16 protein-coding genes are annotated in these 19,026 nt (G+C 33.2%); 13 read left to right on the top strand and 3 right to left on the bottom strand.

Annotated elements, in window-relative coordinates; translation table 11 throughout:
• Positions 1-3,246 carry a SusC/RagA family TonB-linked outer membrane protein gene (locus tag ACE01P_RS00675; RefSeq protein WP_379692969.1) on the bottom strand — a complete coding sequence of 1,082 codons (3,246 nt, stop codon included), beginning with the start codon at positions 3,244-3,246 and terminating at the stop codon, positions 1-3.
• Positions 3,247-3,864: 618 nt separating this feature from the next.
• On the bottom strand, positions 3,865-5,031 hold the full coding sequence (locus ACE01P_RS00680) for an MFS transporter (RefSeq protein WP_379692971.1): 1,167 nt from the start codon (positions 5,029-5,031) through the stop codon (positions 3,865-3,867).
• Between the two features lie 103 nt (positions 5,032-5,134).
• On the opposite strand from ACE01P_RS00680, the gene ACE01P_RS00685 reads away from it, so the two are divergent.
• From ACE01P_RS00685 to ACE01P_RS00720, 8 genes are all read left to right on the top strand, one after another.
• Positions 5,135-5,968, top strand: a complete 834-nt coding sequence (locus tag ACE01P_RS00685; RefSeq protein WP_379692973.1) for an AraC family transcriptional regulator — start codon at positions 5,135-5,137, stop codon at positions 5,966-5,968.
• 70 nt (positions 5,969-6,038) lie between these two features.
• Positions 6,039-6,398: a hypothetical protein gene (locus tag ACE01P_RS00690; RefSeq protein WP_379692975.1), complete on the top strand. Its 360-nt coding sequence runs from the start codon at positions 6,039-6,041 to the stop codon at positions 6,396-6,398.
• A gap of 98 nt (positions 6,399-6,496) precedes the next feature.
• Positions 6,497-7,027 (top strand): DUF3347 domain-containing protein, encoded by a 531-nt coding sequence (locus ACE01P_RS00695; protein ID WP_379692977.1) that lies wholly within the window; start codon positions 6,497-6,499, stop codon positions 7,025-7,027.
• Between the two features lie 2 nt (positions 7,028-7,029).
• Complete coding sequence (locus tag ACE01P_RS00700) at positions 7,030-7,590, top strand: helix-turn-helix domain-containing protein (RefSeq protein WP_379692979.1); 561 nt, start codon at positions 7,030-7,032, stop codon at positions 7,588-7,590.
• Between the two features lie 401 nt (positions 7,591-7,991).
• A complete protein-coding gene (locus ACE01P_RS00705; protein WP_379692981.1) occupies positions 7,992-10,520 on the top strand; it encodes a heavy metal translocating P-type ATPase in 2,529 nt (842 codons plus the stop codon).
• A gap of 188 nt (positions 10,521-10,708) precedes the next feature.
• The gene (locus ACE01P_RS00710; protein WP_379692983.1) at positions 10,709-12,949 is read left to right on the top strand and encodes a multicopper oxidase family protein; all 2,241 of its coding nucleotides are present in this window, start codon (positions 10,709-10,711) and stop codon (positions 12,947-12,949) included.
• Positions 12,950-13,061: 112 nt separating this feature from the next.
• Positions 13,062-13,487 (top strand): hypothetical protein, encoded by a 426-nt coding sequence (locus ACE01P_RS00715; RefSeq protein WP_379692985.1) that lies wholly within the window; start codon positions 13,062-13,064, stop codon positions 13,485-13,487.
• A gap of 119 nt (positions 13,488-13,606) precedes the next feature.
• Entirely contained in the window at positions 13,607-13,765 is a 159-nt protein-coding gene (locus ACE01P_RS00720; protein WP_379692987.1) for a hypothetical protein, read from the top strand.
• A 137-nt stretch (positions 13,766-13,902) separates the two neighbouring features.
• Here ACE01P_RS00720 and ACE01P_RS00725 read toward each other — a convergent pair whose 3' ends face one another.
• Positions 13,903-14,355, bottom strand: coding sequence for a DUF4442 domain-containing protein (locus tag ACE01P_RS00725; protein ID WP_379692989.1), 453 nt, complete (start codon positions 14,353-14,355; stop codon positions 13,903-13,905).
• Between the two features lie 255 nt (positions 14,356-14,610).
• Here ACE01P_RS00725 and ACE01P_RS00730 point away from each other — a divergent pair, with 255 nt between their 5' ends.
• The 5 genes from ACE01P_RS00730 to ACE01P_RS00750 all read left to right on the top strand — a co-directional run bounded on the left by ACE01P_RS00730 (position 14,611) and on the right by ACE01P_RS00750 (position 18,941).
• The gene (locus tag ACE01P_RS00730; RefSeq protein ID WP_379692991.1) at positions 14,611-15,069 is read left to right on the top strand and encodes a DUF4870 domain-containing protein; all 459 of its coding nucleotides are present in this window, start codon (positions 14,611-14,613) and stop codon (positions 15,067-15,069) included.
• A gap of 96 nt (positions 15,070-15,165) precedes the next feature.
• Positions 15,166-15,498: a PadR family transcriptional regulator gene (locus ACE01P_RS00735; protein ID WP_008464689.1), complete on the top strand. Its 333-nt coding sequence runs from the start codon at positions 15,166-15,168 to the stop codon at positions 15,496-15,498.
• Positions 15,499-15,501: 3 nt separating this feature from the next.
• Positions 15,502-17,259: a PspC domain-containing protein gene (locus ACE01P_RS00740; RefSeq protein ID WP_379692994.1), complete on the top strand. Its 1,758-nt coding sequence runs from the start codon at positions 15,502-15,504 to the stop codon at positions 17,257-17,259.
• A gap of 3 nt (positions 17,260-17,262) precedes the next feature.
• Positions 17,263-17,997 (top strand): head GIN domain-containing protein, encoded by a 735-nt coding sequence (locus tag ACE01P_RS00745; protein WP_379692996.1) that lies wholly within the window; start codon positions 17,263-17,265, stop codon positions 17,995-17,997.
• Positions 17,998-18,080: 83 nt separating this feature from the next.
• Positions 18,081-18,941 carry a GIN domain-containing protein gene (locus ACE01P_RS00750; RefSeq protein WP_379692998.1) on the top strand — a complete coding sequence of 287 codons (861 nt, stop codon included), beginning with the start codon at positions 18,081-18,083 and terminating at the stop codon, positions 18,939-18,941.
• Positions 18,942-19,026: the final 85 nt, after the last annotated feature.

Below are 19,026 nucleotides of genomic sequence, written 5' to 3' on the forward strand. Positions count from 1 at the left end.
TTAGAAATTAAGATTCATTCCAAAAATCATTTGTCTGCTTCTTGGGTAAGGACTTGAATCAACCCCTGGTGTAAGCGGGTTTTTTCTTCTCGTTGAAACTTCAGGATCAGAGCCTGAGTAGTTTGTCCAAACAAAAACATTGCTTGCCGTCAAGTAGAATCTTAATTTAGAAATTCCAAGTTTAGATGTAAACATTTCTGGAGTTGTATATCCTAATGTTAAAGTATTTAATCTTAAAAATGATGCGTCTTCAACTGCCCAATCTGTAAATACAGCAGTTCTCATATATGGAGACCACATAGTTGTATTAGCATTAAGAGCTGCTAAAGCTTCCGGATTATCTGTTACTAATTGACCTGTCGCTGGATCAAAATTTGTCCATCTTTTTCCATCAGCCATAGTAGAATTTAAATTTTTATATCTTCCTGAAGCTGTAGCTGTAGAAAATTCAATTTTATCAGCATTGTATATATCATTACCAATACTCCAGTTAAAAGCTGCCATTAAATCAAATCCATAAGCATTTCCATTGATGATAAAACCTCCTGAACTTTTTGGATTAACATTTCCAATGATTGTTTTATCGTTTATGTCTACTTTACCATCTCCATTAATATCTTTTAATTTCATGTCTCCAGGTTTAAGAGCACTTCCGTCTCCTACAAGAGTTGTAGCAGTAGAAACTACTCCAGTTTTTAAAACATATTTCCCTCCAACATAATCAAAATCAGAAACTTCATATCTTCCATCATTTTTATATCCATACATAGCACCTAAAGAAGAACCAACTTCTATAAGATAATCATCTCCAATTTGTGAAGAAGCCCATCCAGTTGCTTGTCCAAAATTATTCATAACACCCAATGAGTTAATACGATTTTTGTTTACTGACATATTGAATGAAAAGTTCAAACCATATTTAGCTTTTTCTATAGCTACAACATTTAAAGTCGCTTCGAAACCTGTATTTTGTGTTTCTCCCATATTACGGTATTGGTAATCATATCCAGATCCAGGAACTGGGAAATTAATTAACAAATCGCTTGTAATGTTTTTATAGACATCGAAATTACCGCTTAAACGGTTTTTGAAAAATCCGAAATCTAAACCTAGATTCTGAGTAACTGTTGTTTCCCATTTCAAGTCTGGATTAGGCATTGTTTTAGAAGGTGCCCAAACACTTGTAACTCCATTGATCCATGTTGTTGGTGTAGATTGAAAAATTTGAATTTGCTGTCCAACAGGAATATTATTATTTCCTGCTTCACCATAACTAGCTCTTACTTTTAAAAGATTGATCCAAGTTTTATTTTTTAAGAAATTCTCTTCTGAGATTTTCCATCCTGCTGCAAATGCTGGGAAATATCCCCAACGATTTCCATCTAAGAATTTACTCGAACCATCTGCACGAAAAGTAGCTGAGAAGATGTAACGATTTTTGTAATCATAATTAGCACGTCCGAAGAATGATAATAATCTATCATCTGGGTTGTAGTAGTTATCTACTGCTTGTGGTGTTCCTTGACTTGTAAGTGTTTTTGCTTTTTCGAAATCAAAAAAAGTAGGATACCCATGAATAGTAGTCGTTACTGTATTTGAAGTATATGAAATACTTTCTTGACCAAGAAGAGCAGTCAAATGGTGATCATCACCCATTATTTTTTTGAAATCATAATTTAATGTATTAGCATTTCTAAAACGCTTTTCTTTACTATCGCCCATAATCATTGCAGGCATATCTTGCAAAGTTGCCGCTGGCGAATTAGCTACGTAGTAAGTAGTTAGTCCATAGAAACGGTAATCTAAATTGTTAAAATTATCAAGACCTAAATCAACTTTCAATTTCAAATTATCTACAATTTCCCAACCAAAACTTCCTAACATATTAAAGTTTTTACGAAACTGCTGACGATCATTATCTGAAACAGATTTAAAAGGATTTACCAATAAATCAGATCCATCTCCAGCAACATCTTCTGAAGTCAAACCAGCAACAGGAAGTGGTGCATAACCTACAATAGTACGCATACGAGAATCTGACGAAGATTTCTCATTTTGCTCATTTACCCCACCACCATCAATTTCTGTATCTGAATAACGCATAGTGAAAGCAACATCTACTTTATCACTTAATTTGCTTTTTAAAGCTAATGCTAGGTTATTTCTTTTATAGTTAGAACCTATCATGATTGCCTTTTCATCATAATGAGCATAATTAAAGTTATAATTAAGCTTATCTGTTCCGCCTCTAATTCCTAAATCACGGCTTTGCACCTCACCTCTACGTCCAAAAATTTGCTTTTGCCAATTATCTCCCTTTAATCCTTTGTACATATCATGATCTTCCCAATTTCCAAAATACTTAGTGTATGTATCTGGATTAGAAGCTACTTTTGTTCCTGTTTGAGAAAGCATAGCATATTCGTATTGCCATTTCGTATAATCTTCAGGTGACAAAACATCAATTTGGTTAGCCATCGTTTTCATACCATAGAACATATTAAAGTTCACGGCAATTTTCCCGTCTTTTCCGCTTTTTGTAGTAATAAGAATAACTCCATTTGCACCACGAGATCCGTAAATTGCAGTTGAAGCAGCATCTTTTAAAACAGTCATAGAATCAATATCAGATGAAGAAATATCATTCATATTATTGATTGGAAATCCATCTACAATAATTAATGGCGAAGCATCTTGAGTAAGTGAACCACCTCCACGAACTCTAATTCTAATATCTGCATCTGGAGAACCCTCTGAAGCAGCTACTTGAACACCTGCAATACGACCTGTTAAAGCTTCAGCGACATTTGCCACTGGGACTTTTTTCAAATCTGTACCAGAAATAGTAGATACAGCTCCAGTCAAATCAGATTTCTTAGATGTTCCATATCCAATTACAACAACTTCATTTAAGTTGTTAGAATCTTCAGACATGGTTGCATTAACTTTCGTTTTTCCTTCAGTCGAAATATCAATGTTTTTGAATCCGATAAAAGAAAAAGTTAATACCGCTTTCGGGTTGGTAAGCTTTAATTTAAAATGCCCGTCAAAATCGGTAGAAGTTCCGTTCTTAGTTCCTTTTTCTAAGACGTTTACCCCAGGAAGAGAAAGTCCCGCAGCATCCTTCACGGTTCCCTCTATCGTTGTGCCCTGCGCGTGTACTTGACTACCGATCAATAAGCACAGTAAGAAAACAAGTTTAAAGCAAAAATTTGCCCCTTTGTTTAATAGTTCTTTAAAGTTCATGGTTGATTGTTTAAGTTATTAAAAGTTTTTCTTTTTGGTTTAAGTGGTTTTTTGTGGTTACTTTCAATTCATTTTTAAGTTAATATTTGTGGTTTTATTTTAACAGTAATTTATTTATATCTCCTCTAAAGCTTTATTCCTGCTCTGTTTTATCTACTTTTTACTTAATCGATTTCGAAGAACGAAAACAAAGTTGTAATCGATTACACAAACATAGATATTTTTTTTAAACGAAAAATAAAATTTCCCAAAAATTTCATAAAAAAAATTACATATTAAAAATTTTATCGGTTTTTTATGTGACATATATAATTTATATCAATATAAAATATTAAATATATTATTATTAAACGTTCATTTGATTCACTTTTTACAAAAAAAACAATCGATTACATGAATATTAATTACGAAATTATTAGGTGTTAATTTTACACTTAAAAAGTTAAAGGGATCCTAAAAAAAATGAAAAACAGAAAAAAGAAATGCTTTATTTTAAAGTGTATTTTCTGACTAGAAGAGCTAAATGAGCAACTTAAAATAAAATATAGCGTAAGTTTAAGGCACAAAAAAAGCCCTTAAACAAACGTTAAGGGCTATAAAAAATTAAATTCTAAAGGTTTAAATACGCTGCAACTGCAATTGCTTTTGATGTAACCTCATCAATATGAATGTAATAATCATTCCGATTACAGACATTACAACTCCTATAAGGTTTGGAGACGAATAACTGAACCCAGCTGCTAAAGGTAATCCGCCAAGAAAAGCTCCTAAAGCGTTACCAATATTGAAACTTCCTTGAAGCGATGCAGAAGCAATCATCTCTGCTCCTTTTGCCGTACGAATCATCAACATCTGAATTGGCGCAATAACTGAGAACGAAATAGCTCCCGTTAAGAAAGTCAGAAATAAAGACATATATTGATTGAATGAGAAAAAGTAAACCAAAACTAAATCAATAGACATTACAAGCAACAAAGCTAATGTTGTTGGCGCTGGCGAAAAACGATCTGCTAATTTCCCTCCTACGAAATTACCAACCACCATTCCTAATCCTGCTAGAATTAAGATTGAAGAAACATCTTCTGGCGAAAATTTCGATACATTAATTAATAAAGGAGCAATATAACTGATCCAAGCAAAAAGACCTCCAAAACCAATTGCTGTGATTCCGATAATCAACCACGCTTCTGTTTTCTTAAAAAATTGAAGCTGTGTTTTCATATTGACACTTTCACCTTTTTCAAGATTTGGCATCCATAAATAAATAGCCAAAAATGTTAGCAAACCAACAATCGCAATTAACACAAAAGTATAACGCCAAATGAAATGGTGACCTATATAAGTACCAATCGGTACACCTATTAAGTTCGCAATCGTTAAACCAGCAAACATTATAGAGATTGCTTGCGCTTCTTTTCCTTTGTCTGCCAAACGGCTTGCGACTACTGCTCCCACTCCGAAAAATGCTCCGTGTGGCAATCCAGATAAAAATCGAGAAGCAAATAAAATATTATAATCGGGAGCTATAATTGACAATGCGTTAAAAACTGCCAACATTAAAGCTAAAATTAAAAGCATTTTTTTAGGCGCATAATTTCTTCCTGCGATTACTAATAAAGGTGCTCCAATAACAACTCCAAGTGCATAAGACGAAATTAAATATCCCGCCACAGGAATTGAAACTTTCATATCTGAAGCAATATCTGGGAGTAACCCCATCATTACAAATTCTGTAATTCCAATAGTTAACCCTCCTAAAGAGAGTGCAATAAGACTTTTTTTCATTTTGATTTAATGTAGAAAGGAATAGATTTCTACGGTGCAAATTTAACACCGTTAACCTTTAAAAAAGTTGTAAATTTGCAATATAAAATTGTACATTTAAGTTATGCCGAAATTAAATCAGTTTAAAACGCTTGTTCTTGATGAATTTGAAGAAGAGAAATTTCATCTTCCTCCGCATACTCATACGTATTACGAAATCATTTATATAAAGAAAGGAAGCGGTATTCATCATTTGAACAATAATCTGCTTCCTTATAAAGCAGGAGATCTTTTTGTGATTTCACCAGACGACGAACATTATTTTGATATAAAGAAAAGCACGCGATTCATTTTTATCAAATTCACTGATAATTATTTCAATTCGAAACAAAACTTGACTTGCGACGAATTCCTTGTAAATACTCCTGAAAGTTTCATGCGCGACAAAATCTTAAAAGAAACGGTTTTAAAGTTTGATGAACCTTGCAAAACGATTTTAAAAAACACGGTAGAAAATATTGTTACTTATGACAAATATATAGATGTCACTTCTTCTCCAATTGTTTTCTATCAAATTCTTTCGATTTTTGGTTTAATTAAAGAAACAATCCGATGCATGAATCTGCAAATGCAATCAACACATTTGGATACGGAGCAAATTGCCAATTACATTCATCAAAATATTTATCAGCCAAAATTGGTTCAGGTAAAAGTCATTGCAGAACATTTTAATATTGCTCAAACCTATTTTAGTGCATATTTCAAAAGAACATTCAGCATTAGTTATCGCGAATACATTCATAATTTGAGAACGACTTTAATCGAAAAAAGATTTCACAACAATCAATTGCCGATTAAGCAGATTGCGTACGAATTCGGTTTTACGGATGAAAGTCATTTGACGAATTATTTCAAGAAACGCAAAAACATGAAACCAACCGATTTTAAGAAACTGTAGTTAGCAAAATCTTAAAAAGTAATTTCCTCGAACATTTTTAGCTAAATTTGTACTTGAAAAAACAATTTCTTTGAAAAAGAAAATCCACATAATAATGCTTTTTATAACGCTTAGTTTCTTTTTGAATCCGAGTTATACTTCTGCATGCAATATGGGACATCACAAAGAAATTGCCTCTAAAGAAGAAAATAGCTGTTCTAAAAAATGCTGCGAAAAGAAAACTTCGAAACAAGAAAAACACAATTGTGATGGAAAATGCCGTCATTCTGGATGTACAACCTCAGCATTGCAATTTGTTATTTTGACTTCAAACGATCTTGATTTACAAAATGATGTTTTCAATTTTTCTTTAAAAAACACGATTTCATCTTACAGTAATTCTACTATTTCTTCTGGATTTACTTCTATTTGGCTCAAGCCGAAAATATAATTATCATATTTATGACAGCCCATATTGGGTCTTTTCAAAATCAACTTTTTTAATTAATTTTAAAGGAAATTAAATCCTTTACTCAAATAATATATACAATGAAAAAATCAATCATAGCTTTAGCAACAGTACTAACAGTAGTTTTTAGTGCAAATAACATTCAGGCAAATACTTTAAAATTAGAATCAGGAACAACAGAAATCGTTGATGCGAGTCAGCTTCAATCGGTTTACGACGCTTATTTTAATGTGAAAGATGCACTTATTAAAAGTGATAGCAAATTGACTTCGGCGAAAGCGGCAACTTTATTAACTGCGATTTCTGCAGTAAAAATGGACAAACTAAAAAGCAACGAACATACGGTTTGGATGAAAGTGGTTAAAAAATTAACTGCCGATGCTAAAAGTATTTCTTCTACAACAGATCTTAAAAAACAACGTGAGACTTTTAAATCTTTATCTAAAAACACTTACGATTTGATAAAAGTTTCTAATCCAGAACAGCCAATCTACAAACAATATTGTCCAATGGCAGACGCTGATTGGTTAAGCAAAGAAAAAGCAGTTAAGAATCCATACTACGGTTCTTCGATGTTGACTTGCGGAAACGTGGTAGAAACGATCAAATAAATATGAAGCTTTACATCAAAAACATGGTGTGCGCGAGATGCAAAATGGTTGTGGAGTCTGAGTTTGAAAAACTCGGACTTCAGACCACTGCTGTGGAATTGGGTGAAGTGGAATTGGAAGAAGAAATCAGCGACGAGCAAAAAGAAGTTTTATTGGAAAATCTTCAAGCTTTAGGTTTTGATTTAATTGATGATAAAAAGACAAAAACGGTTGAAAGAATTAAAAATCTGATTGTCGATTTGGTACATCATAAAAACAACGATCTAAAAATCAACTTGTCTGATTATTTGGCTGAAAACCTGAATCAAGATTATAATTCGCTAAGCAATTTGTTTTCGGAAATTGAAAACACCACGATTGAAAAGTATTTCATCAGTCAGAAAATTGAAAAAGTAAAGGAGTTATTGATTTACAATGAGCTTTCTTTAAGCGAAATTGCCGATATTTTAAATTATAGCAATGTGGCGCATTTGAGTAATCAATTCAAAAAAATTACGGGCTTTACTCCTACTTCTTTCAAACAATCAAAAGATAAAAAGCGTATTCAGATTGAGAATATATAGTTTTATTTCACGCAGATTTAAAATGATTTAAGCAGATTCAGCAGATATTTTTTTAATTAAATCTGCTTAATCTGCGACAGACTTAATTGCCACGATTGGCACACAATAATATTCAGCAACAAATCTCTCGAAAAGTCACTAAGATGCAAAGTTTTTTCATCAAGATCAAAATTCAAAATCTAAAAGTTATGTTTCACGCAGATTCCGCAGATTGAGCAGATTATTTTTATATCAGCTTAAATCATTTTAAATCTGCGTGAAACAAAAAGACTTTGCGACTTAACGTTCTTGCGAGAACATTTTACCCATTTTGTAAATCTTACAAATCATTCACAAAATTATACAAACCGAACTCAGCCATAGTTCAGAAATTTGCATTGTAATACTTAAAAACCAATACAATGACTCATCAATATATAATTTCAGGAATGTCGTGCAACGGATGCCGAACTAAAGTCGAAAAAACTTTGAACGAAGTAGAAGGCGTTCAGGCAGAAGTAACTCTAAATCCGCCAACGGCTACGATTACGATGGAGAAACATGTTCCGACAGAAAAATTTCAAGAAGTTTTAGCTGCTGCGGGAAATTATACTATTGAAATGGATTCTCCTAAAAATCATGGCGAAGCACCGAAATCTTGCTGTTCTGGTCATAAAAAAGAGAATCACAAGCATCATAAATCAGAACCTAAAAAAATACAACACAGTGCTAATGGCGTTTATTACTGCCCAATGCATTGCGAAGGTGACAAAACCTATAACAAACCTGGAGATTGTCCAGTTTGTGGAATGGACTTAGTGCCACAAGTTGCCATAACAGCAACACAATTTACTTGTCCGATGCATCCAGAAATCGTTTCAAACGAACCAGGCGATTGCCCGATTTGTGGAATGGATTTGGTTCCGATGCAAGCTTCTGAAAGTGAAGAAAACAAAACTTATTCTGATTTATTGAAAAAAATGAAAATCGCGATTTTATTTACGCTTCCAATTTTCATTATATCAATGTCAGAAATGATTCCGAATAATCCACTTTACAATATAATGTCTATCGAAAAATGGAATTGGGTTCAGTTTTTATTTTCACTTCCTGTTTTGTTTTATGCTGGTTGGATGTTTTTCGTTCGCGCTTACAAATCAATTGTGACATGGAATTTGAATATGTTCACATTAATCGGAATTGGAACCAGCGTTGCTTTCCTATTTAGTATTGTCGGAATGTTTTTTCCAGATATTTTTCCTTCGGAATTCAAATCGCATCATGGAACGATTCATTTGTATTTTGAAGCCGCAACCGTAATTATCACTTTGGTTTTACTAGGACAATTGTTAGAAGCAAAAGCGCACGGACAAACAAACGGCGCAATAAAAGAATTATTGAAATTAGCTCCAACCGAAGCCACTTTAGTAGAAAAAGGAATAGACAAAGTAATTTCAATTCACAATATTAAAAAAGAAGATTTATTACGCGTAAAACCTGGAGAGAAAATTCCTGTTGATGGAAAAATCTATTTTGGAGAAAGCAGTATTGACGAATCTATGATTACGGGAGAACCAATTCCGGTAGATAAAAAAGTAGGAGATTCTGTGATTTCTGGAACAATAAACGGAACAAAATCATTTGTGATGATTGCTGAAAAAGTAGGTTCAGAAACTATGCTTTCGCAAATTATTGAAATGGTAAATAATGCCAGCCGATCTCGCGCCCCAATTCAGAAATTAGCCGATCGCGTTTCTAAATATTTCGTTCCGACAGTTGTTTTTATTTCAATTTTGACATTCATTCTTTGGGCGAAATTCGGTCCAGAACCTGCTTACGTTTACGGATTAATTAATGCAATTGCGGTTCTAATTATTGCTTGTCCTTGCGCACTTGGACTAGCAACTCCAATGTCGGTAATGGTAGGTGTTGGAAAAGGCGCTCAAAACGGAATTTTAATAAAAAATGCCGAAGCTTTAGAAAACATGAATAAAATTGATGTTTTAATTACGGACAAAACAGGAACAATCACTGAAGGAAAACCTTCTGTAGAAAAAATATATGCAGTAAATAATAACGAAGATTTTCTACTTGAAAACATTGCTTCTTTGAATCAACATAGTGAACATCCTTTGGCGCAAGCTGTAGTCAATTTCGCGAAAGCAAAAAACAGTGAATTAAAAGAAGTTCAAGGTTTTGAAACAATTGCTGGAAAAGGAGTTTTTGGAACTATCGAAGGTAAAAAAGTTGCTTTAGGAAATAAAAAACTAATGGATGAAATCGGTGTTTCTGTTTCTTCAGATTTAGAAAACAAAGTAACTGCCGAGCAAAATCTTGGAAAAACTATTTCGTATATTTCTATAGAAAAAGAAGTTTTAGGTTTTGTTGCCATTATCGATGCAATCAAAGAAAACAGCGCAAAAGCCATTAAAGAATTAATCGATCAAGGCGTTGAAGTCATTATGTTAACTGGAGATAATCACAACACAGCAAAAGCCGTTGCTGAGCAATTGCATTTGAGTTCGTTTAAAGCCGATTGTCTTCCTGAAGATAAATTGAAAGAAATCGAACGTCTTCAAGCGCAAGGAAAAGTTGTCGCAATGGCCGGAGACGGAATTAATGATGCGCCTGCTTTGGCTCAGTCCAATATCGGAATCGCGATGGGAACAGGAACTGATGTTGCAATTGAAAGTGCTAAAATTACTTTGATAAAAGGCGATTTAAACGGAATTGTAAAAGCTAAAAACTTGAGTCATGCTGTAATGTCAAACATCAAACAAAATTTATTTTTTGCGTTTATTTATAATACGTTAGGAGTGCCAATTGCGGCAGGAATTTTATTTCCGTTTTTAGGAATCTTGCTTTCGCCAATGTTGGCGGCGGTTGCTATGAGTTTGAGTTCTGTTTCGGTAATCGTAAATGCTTTACGATTGAGAAATTTAAAATTATAAGTTGGGGCGAAATTATTTAAACACATAGAAACATAGTTTTGCTTTGTGAATAAAGGCGTTTCACTTGCATCAATACACATAGCTATGTGTTGAAACTAGTTTCTATTATACTCTTTTTAGACACAAAATTCTATGTTTCTATGTGTTAAAATTAAATTGCGCCTAATTTTTTAAAATTATAATTTATCATGAAAATCAAATACCTCTTTATATTTTTCTTAATCGCTTTTCAGCTGAAAGCCCAAAAAATCGTCCGTTACGATTTGTACGTTCGCGATACGATTGTCAATTTTTCGGGTAAGGAAAAGCGTGCGATTGCAGTAAACGGACAAATTCCGATGCCGACTTTGACTTTTACCGAAGGCGATATTGCAGAAATTTATGTTCATAACGAATTAAAAAAAGAAACCACCTCAATGCACTGGCACGGATTATTTCTGCCAAATAAAGAAGACGGAGTTCCGTATTTGACTCAAATGCCGATTGAACCTGGAACAACTCATAAATATACTTTTTCAATTATTCAAAATGGAACGTATTGGTATCACAGCCATTCGGGTTTGCAGGAGCAAATTGGTTTGTACGGGCTTTTTATCATCAACAAGAAAAAAGACGATTCAACTATCAGAAAAGGAATTGATGATTTGCCGACAATTCCAGTTATTTTGAGCGAATGGTCAGATTTGAAACCAGAGAATATTCAGCGAATGCTTCACAATGCCAATGATTGGTTTGCGATTAAAAAAGGAACGACTCAAAGTTATGCCGAAGCCATCAAACAAGGACATTTTTCTACAAAAGTTACCAACGAATGGAAACGAATGAACGCGATGGACGTAAGCGATGTTTATTATGAAAAGTTTCTTCTTAACGGAAAAAATGAGCAACAGCTTTCTGATTTGAAACCTGGCTCAAAAGTTAGATTGCGAATTGCCAACGGAGGCGCTTCAAGTTATTTTTGGCTGACTTATGGAGGAGGAAAAATTACCGTTGTGGCCAGCGACGGAAATGATGTCGAACCTGTAGAAGTTGATCGTTTGATTATTGCCGTTTCTGAAACTTATGATGTTGTCGTTACCATTCCAGAGGACAATAAATCTTTTGCTTTTTTGGCTACAGCCGAAGATAGAACAGGATCTGCGTCATTATTTTTAGGAAATGGCGAGAAACAGCCCGTTCATCATCTTTCGAAATTAAAATATTTTGAAGGGATGAAAATGATGAATGATATGATGAAAATGAATGGCGAAATGAACGACATGGGCATGAATATGTCGTTGAATAAAATGGACATGAACGCCGTAATGTATCCTGAAATTTCAGGCGAAGATGAAAATGCAAAACCTGCAATGGATCATTCGAATCATAATATGGAAGACATGAAAATGGAAAGTGACAGCACTGAAACTTCTGAAATTGTGACTTTAAATTATGGAATGCTGAAATCTCCTTTTAAAACCAATCTGCCTAAAGATGCGCCTGTAAAGGAATTACGTTTTACGCTTTCTGGAAATATGAACCGTTATGTTTGGAGTTTAGACAATAAAGTAGTTTCTGAAACAGATAAAATTCTAATTAAAAAAGGAGAAAACGTTCGCATTACATTATATAATGGTTCAATGATGCGCCACCCAATGCACCTGCACGGGCACGATTTTAGAATCTTGAACGAACATGGCGATTATTCTCCACTCAAAAATGTGATTGATATTATGCCAATGGAAACCGACACCATAGAATTTCAGGCAAATGCAGATGGCGACTGGTTTTTTCACTGCCATATTTTATATCACATGATGGCGGGAATGGGACGTATTTTCACTTATGAAAATTCAGCTCCGAATCCGTTGATTCATCATCCTGAAATGGCTTTTAAAATGCTAAAAATGGATGATAGAATGTTTCATTTTATGGCCGAAAATGATTTTGCATCCAACGGAAATGATGGTGAAGCAATGTTTAGCAACACAAGATGGAGCATCGGAACGGAATGGAGATTGGGTTATAATAACGAACATGGTTATGAAACTGAAACGCATATCGGAAGATACATTGGAAAAAATCAGTGGTTGATGCCTTTTATTGGTTTTGATTGGAGATACCGAAGAATGGGAATGGACGAACAGGAACAAAATCTTTTCGGACAGAAAAATACCAAAGACAATCGTTCGGTTTTTAGCGCGGGTTTGGAATATACTTTGCCAATGCTGATAAAAGCGCAAGTTGAAGTCTATACAGATGGAAACGTACGCGTTCAATTTGAGCGAAAAGATATTCCGCTTGCTAAACGTTTGCGAATGAATTTAATGTGGAATACCGACAAAGAATATATGGCTGGTTTGAAATATATCATTGCCAGAAACTTCGGAATCACGACACATTATGACAGCGATATGGGAATTGGATTTGGAGTTAATTTGAATTATTGATTTTTTTGAACCATATAAGTTATTTAAGTTCATTGAAAAAGAATTCTAAATAATGACACAAACTATATCTTAGTTTAATTACTTTTAATCCAAATATATTAGATTCTTTAAAATGAAAAAACTGTTTTTTCCAACACTCTTTATCGCCATTTTCACTTTAACAAGTTGCGATCCTAGCCACAATATTAACTTTAAAAATAACGGAACTCATATTGTGAAAGTAAAGCTAAAAATAGATCCTAACACTGAAGAATTTGGGTTAACTGAAAATATGAAGGGAGATTCGATTGTTTTCAATTTAAAACCTGGTTCGACAGAAACTGCTGAAGGGAACTTGTTATTTGGAATTGGCACTTGGCATGATACTAACATAAATGAAATTTCTAAAGCGATAAAAAGTATTGAAATTGAAAACATTAATTATAAAATACTATATAAATCGGAATACTCCATAAGAAAGGTATTACTGCAAAATCGAAAAGGTTATTGGATGAGAACAGATATTGATTTTAATATTAATGATGATTTAGTGAATTAAATTCAACTTTGAAAATAACTTTATAAAAACATTAACAATAAAACTATTCTCACAAATAAGAAATCAATTTATATTTGGATTACCAATTATAATCTCTAACACAAAAACATTTAAACAAAATGACAAAAGTAATCACTGCAGTAACTGTTGCTTTCTTTTCTATTGGCGTAATGGCACAAGAAACAAAACCAGCGACAAAAGAAAAAGCTAAAAAAGAATCTTGCTGTAAAAAAACAACAGACAAAAAAGACGCAAAATCTTGCTGTGTTAAAAAATAAATGAAACTTGATTTCAAGAAAAAGGCCTCAAAAATTGAGGCCTTTTTTTATGATCTTTTGCCACGAATTTCACGAATTAACACAAATTTTATTCGCAAATTAATTAATGATAATTTGTAAAATTCGTGGCTATAAAATTATTTCACGCGAATACTCCATTCAAAATCCATTTCAGAAACCTGAACACCTTCTTCGTTTGTTCCTATAGATTTCATCCAGAACGTCTGCCCTTCTCCCGTTTCTATTGTTTTCTTGATGGCATCGGCTATTAAATGTCCGTCTTTGCAAACAAATGTAATTCTTCCAGTTGCTTTTTTGGTGAAGTTTCCTTTGTTGTTAGCTACCAACATCGAGATCTTTTTACCACTTTCCTGAATCTGAGAAATCACCAAAGCTCCAGTTGTAAGCTCCGCCGCCATAGCTTGAACCGCAAAATACATAGAGTTAAACGGATTCTGATTGATCCATCTGTGCTTTACTGTTACTGTACAACTGCTATCTTTTATATCTTTTACGCGTACTCCGCAAAAGTATGCAGAAGGCAATTTGAATAAGACGAATTTATTAAGTTTTGATACCGAAAGTGCCATATGATTTGTTTTTTCTTGTAAAAATACAAAAAAACTATGCATGCACAATAAATTATTCTCATATCAAAAGGAAGCCAATAAAGACAAGTGTTTCAAATGATTTTCAACATTTTAAATACTATTTCATAGTTTTAAATTTGTTAAATTTTTGTTAATATTAAGTACTATGTAAAACAAGATACTATTTTTTAGACATATATTTGCATAAGAAATTACTATATACTTTTAATCATGCAATCAACAACACCACTCATCATGGAAAACACATCAGAAAAGAATACAGCAGCATTTACTCATTTGAGTACTTTAAGTCAATATATAATTCCTTTTGGGAACTATATTTTTCCGCTAATCATTTGGTCAAGCTATAAAGACAAATCTGAATTTGCAGATCATCACGGAAAACAGGCTTTGAATTTTCAGTTAAGCATTTTGCTTTACTCTTTGATTTTAGCACTTATTGCTATTCCGATTTTTATCGCTGTCTTTTTGCAGAATCTTCCAATAGAAGCAGTTTTTAATGACGAAGATTTTGTAATCAGAAACTTTAACTTTCAAGCCAACATTGGACTTTTAAGTGCCGGAATTACAGCTGTCGTCCTTTTTGGATTATTGAAATTTGTTGAATTCTTTTTAGTGATCTATGCTTCGATAAAAGCTTCAAACGGAGAATTATACAAATATCCGCTTACGATTCCTTTTATAAAAAATTAAAAACTAAAAATTAAAAGTTGTAGTCGAATCAATCATCAATCAATCATCATCAATCAAAAAACGAATTGTTCAATCAAAAAAAAACAAAATGAAATTATGAACATTGAAAACACAAAAGCACAGATGCGCAAAGGTGTTCTTGAGTTTTGCATCTTATCAGTTCTAAAAGAAAAAGACGCATATACATCTGAAATATTAGACACTTTAAAAAACGCAAAATTACTAGTTGTAGAAGGAACCGTTTACCCGTTGTTAACCAGATTAAAAAATGACGGTTTACTAAATTATCGCTGGGAAGAATCGACCTCGGGACCTCCACGAAAATATTATGGATTAACCGAAATAGGACAAACTTTTTTAAACGAACTTAGCGGCACTTGGACCGAATTGTCTGATGCCGTGAATCTAATCACCAATCAAAATCAATAAGTCATGAACAAAACAGTAAATATTAACTTAGGCGGGATGTTTTTTCACATCGATGAAGATGCATACTTAAAATTGACACGCTACTTTGACGCTATAAAACGATCACTTAACAACTCATCTGGTCAGGATGAAATTATTAAAGACATCGAAATGCGTGTTTCTGAATTGTTGACAGAAAAACAAAAAAGCGAAAAACATGTTGTTGGACTGAAAGATGTTGACGAAGTGATTACGGTAATGGGACAACCTGAAGACTACCGTATTGAAGACGAAGAAAATGCAAATCAATCTTTCAATAATTATACTGCAAGAAAACATAAAAAATTATACCGTGATAAAGAAAATGGTATGATTGGAGGTGTTGCAACAGGTTTAGGACATTATTTCGGAATTGACGCTGTTTGGATTAAAATTATATTCTTAATCTTCGTTTTTGCAGGTTTTGGAACAGGAATCTTAGCTTATTTCGTTCTTTGGATTGTAACTCCGGAAGCCGTTACAACTTCTGAAAAATTAGAAATGACAGGAGAGCCCGTAACAATTTCGAACATCGAAAAAAAAGTTAGAGAAGAAATTGATTCGCTTTCTGACAAATTTAAAAATGCGGATTATGACAAAATGGGAAACCAAGTAAAGTCGGGAGCTGGGAGAATAAGTAGTTCATTTGGAGACTTTGTCATGACGGTTTTTAAAATTTTTGCTAAGTTTTTAGGCGTGATTCTAATTATTGCAGGAATTTCAACTTTGATCGTATTATTAATTGGAGTTTTTACTCTTGGAACAAACCTTTTTATTGAGTTCCCTTGGCAACATTTTCTTGAAGCAGGCAATTTCCCTGAATATCCGCTTTGGGCATTTGGTTTACTAATGTTCTTTGCAATTGGGATTCCGTTTTTCTTCTTGACTCTTTTAGGATTTAAATTATTATCTCCAAACTTAAAATCAATTGGAAACATTACAAAATATACACTTTTAGCTCTTTGGATTATTTCTATCGCAATTTTGAGCAGTATCGGAATTAAACAGGCAACTGAAATTTCATACGATAATAAAGTAGTGGAGAAAAAAGTTCTAGCGATCAAACCAGCAGATACTTTATACATTAAATTCAAGTACAATGATTATTACACAAAAAGCTTGAATCACTATAAAGAATTTGAATTTGTACAAGATTCTGCAAATAATGAATTGATTTATTCTAATGATGTACGTTTACACGTATTGCGTACAGACGAAGCGGCTCCGTTCATGCAAATCGAAAAAAGTGCAAGAGGAAACTCTTTTACGAATGCTAAAAAAAGAGCAGAAAAAATTAATTATAAGTTCCAACTTGACGGAAATCACTTAATCTTGGATAACTTTTTTCTGACAGATGTAAAGAATAAATTTAGAGGACAAGAAGTTGACATTTATCTTTACGTTCCAGAAGGACAATTGATTAAACCAGATTCTTCTGTTAGAGATTATTACAATTCAGATGACAATTTCTTTGAATTAAATTACAATGGAGATTACAATTACAAAGTTATTGGTTCTAAAGTAAGATGTTTGAACTGCCCTGCTGATGAGGACAACAACGATTACGAGAATGATAACAACTATGAAAATGATACTGACTACGAAAATGATATTGACGTAGATACTAATGACACTATAAAAGAAGTTTCGGTTAAAATTAACGGAAAAGAGGTTTTAAACGGAAAAAAAACTAAAGGAAGACTAACTACTGATAAAAACGGAGTGATAATCAAAATTAACTAAACCATGATAAAAATAATCATTCATATTACGAAATTTATAATCATAACTATTACCGCTTTATTGTTTGCCTCATGTAATTTTAACATGAATACAATTGAAGGAAGCGGAAATGTTACAACAGAAAAAAGAACCGTTAACGGAGAATTTAAAAATATCTCTGTAAGCAACGCCATAGACTTGGTTATTGAACAGTCTGACAAAACAGAAATCACAGTCGAAGCTGATGATAATCTTCAAAAAGAAATCGTTACTAGAGTAGAAAACGGAACACTTATTATTGAATGCAAATACAGTTCTTTCCGCAACATTACAACAAAAACGGTTACTGTAAAATTGCCTGCTATTCATAAAATTGAAGCTTCTAGTGCATCAACTGTTGAAACGGATAAAGTTTTCTTAGGCGAAGATATTACTCTGGAGGTTTCTAGTGCTGCATCGATGGATATGAATATTGAATCGGACAGAATTTCAGTAGATGCTGGAAGCGGCGGTTCTGTAAATCTTGAAGGTAAAGCATTAAGTCTTAGTACTTCAGTTTCAAGTGGCGGAAGTATTGATGCCGAAGCATTAATGGCGAATGATGTTCATGCAGATGCTTCTAGCGGAGGAACAGTTTCTGTACGCCCGATCTTAAGCCTAAAAGCAGAAGCTTCTAGCGGCGGAAATATAAACTATAGCGGTACTCCAAAAACGGTTGAGAAATCTGCAACTTCTGGAGGAAGCGTAAGCAAAAGCTAAAAGCAAAACTGTTAAATATAAAAGAAATCATTCACCAAAAGTGGATGATTTTTTTATATTTGTGAAAATCAAATCTAGAATTAATGAAAAAAGGTACAGCGCTGCTCTTATTATTATTTGTTACTACTTTCACTTTTGCACAAAAAAGAGAAAAAATTAAAGGCTCTAAAATTGTAACTACCTCAATAAAAGAAGTTGGAAATTTTGATGCTCTTGAAGTCGATGATAATCTGGAAGTTTATTTGGAGCAGGGAGAAAAAAATGAAATTAAAATTGAAGCCGACGATAACCTGCATGATATCGTAGGAATGGATTTAAGAGAAAAAACGCTTCGATTATATACAAATAAAGAATCTAGCATATTCAAGAAATTATCTGTTAAGGTTACTTACACTAAATCATTGAATAAAGTAATCACTAAAAATGAAGCTATTGTTTACGCTATTCAAGAACTACAATTAGACAATATTACAATGAATTGTCTTGATTTCTCTAAATTATACCTGAATGTAAATTCGAAGAAATTCTCTCTAATTGCTGATGATAAAACCAGAACAGAATTGAATTTAAAAGCGGAAGACGGAAATCTTCAATTGAGTAAAAATGCTGCTGTAAAAACTTTGGTTTCTGCTGTAAAGTTCAAATGTGATTTGTACCAAAGAGCAACTGCCGCAATTGAAGGTATTGCAGAAAAAGCAACAATTAGATTAGACAATAATTCTGTTTTCACTGGCACGAAATTTACTTTGAAAGATGCAAATATTACGACTGAAGGTTCTGCTGTTGCAACCGTTTTAGCAGAAAACACTATCGCAATTGCAGCTGGAGACAAGTCTGAAATTTCATTATTGGGTGATCCAAAAATAGACCTTACACGCTTTAGCGAAGAAGCAAAACTGATAAAAAAACCAGGTGCATCAAAACCAAAAGCAACGACATTATAAACTTTTAAAATTAAGAGTTTAAATAAAAAAGTCCCATCGTTAAGATTGGGACTTTTTTATTTAAACAACACAGCGTAAACTGTGA

The sequence above is a fragment of the Flavobacterium sp. HJSW_4 genome (assembly GCF_042436695.1).
In the GTDB taxonomy this organism is placed as follows: domain Bacteria; phylum Bacteroidota; class Bacteroidia; order Flavobacteriales; family Flavobacteriaceae; genus Flavobacterium.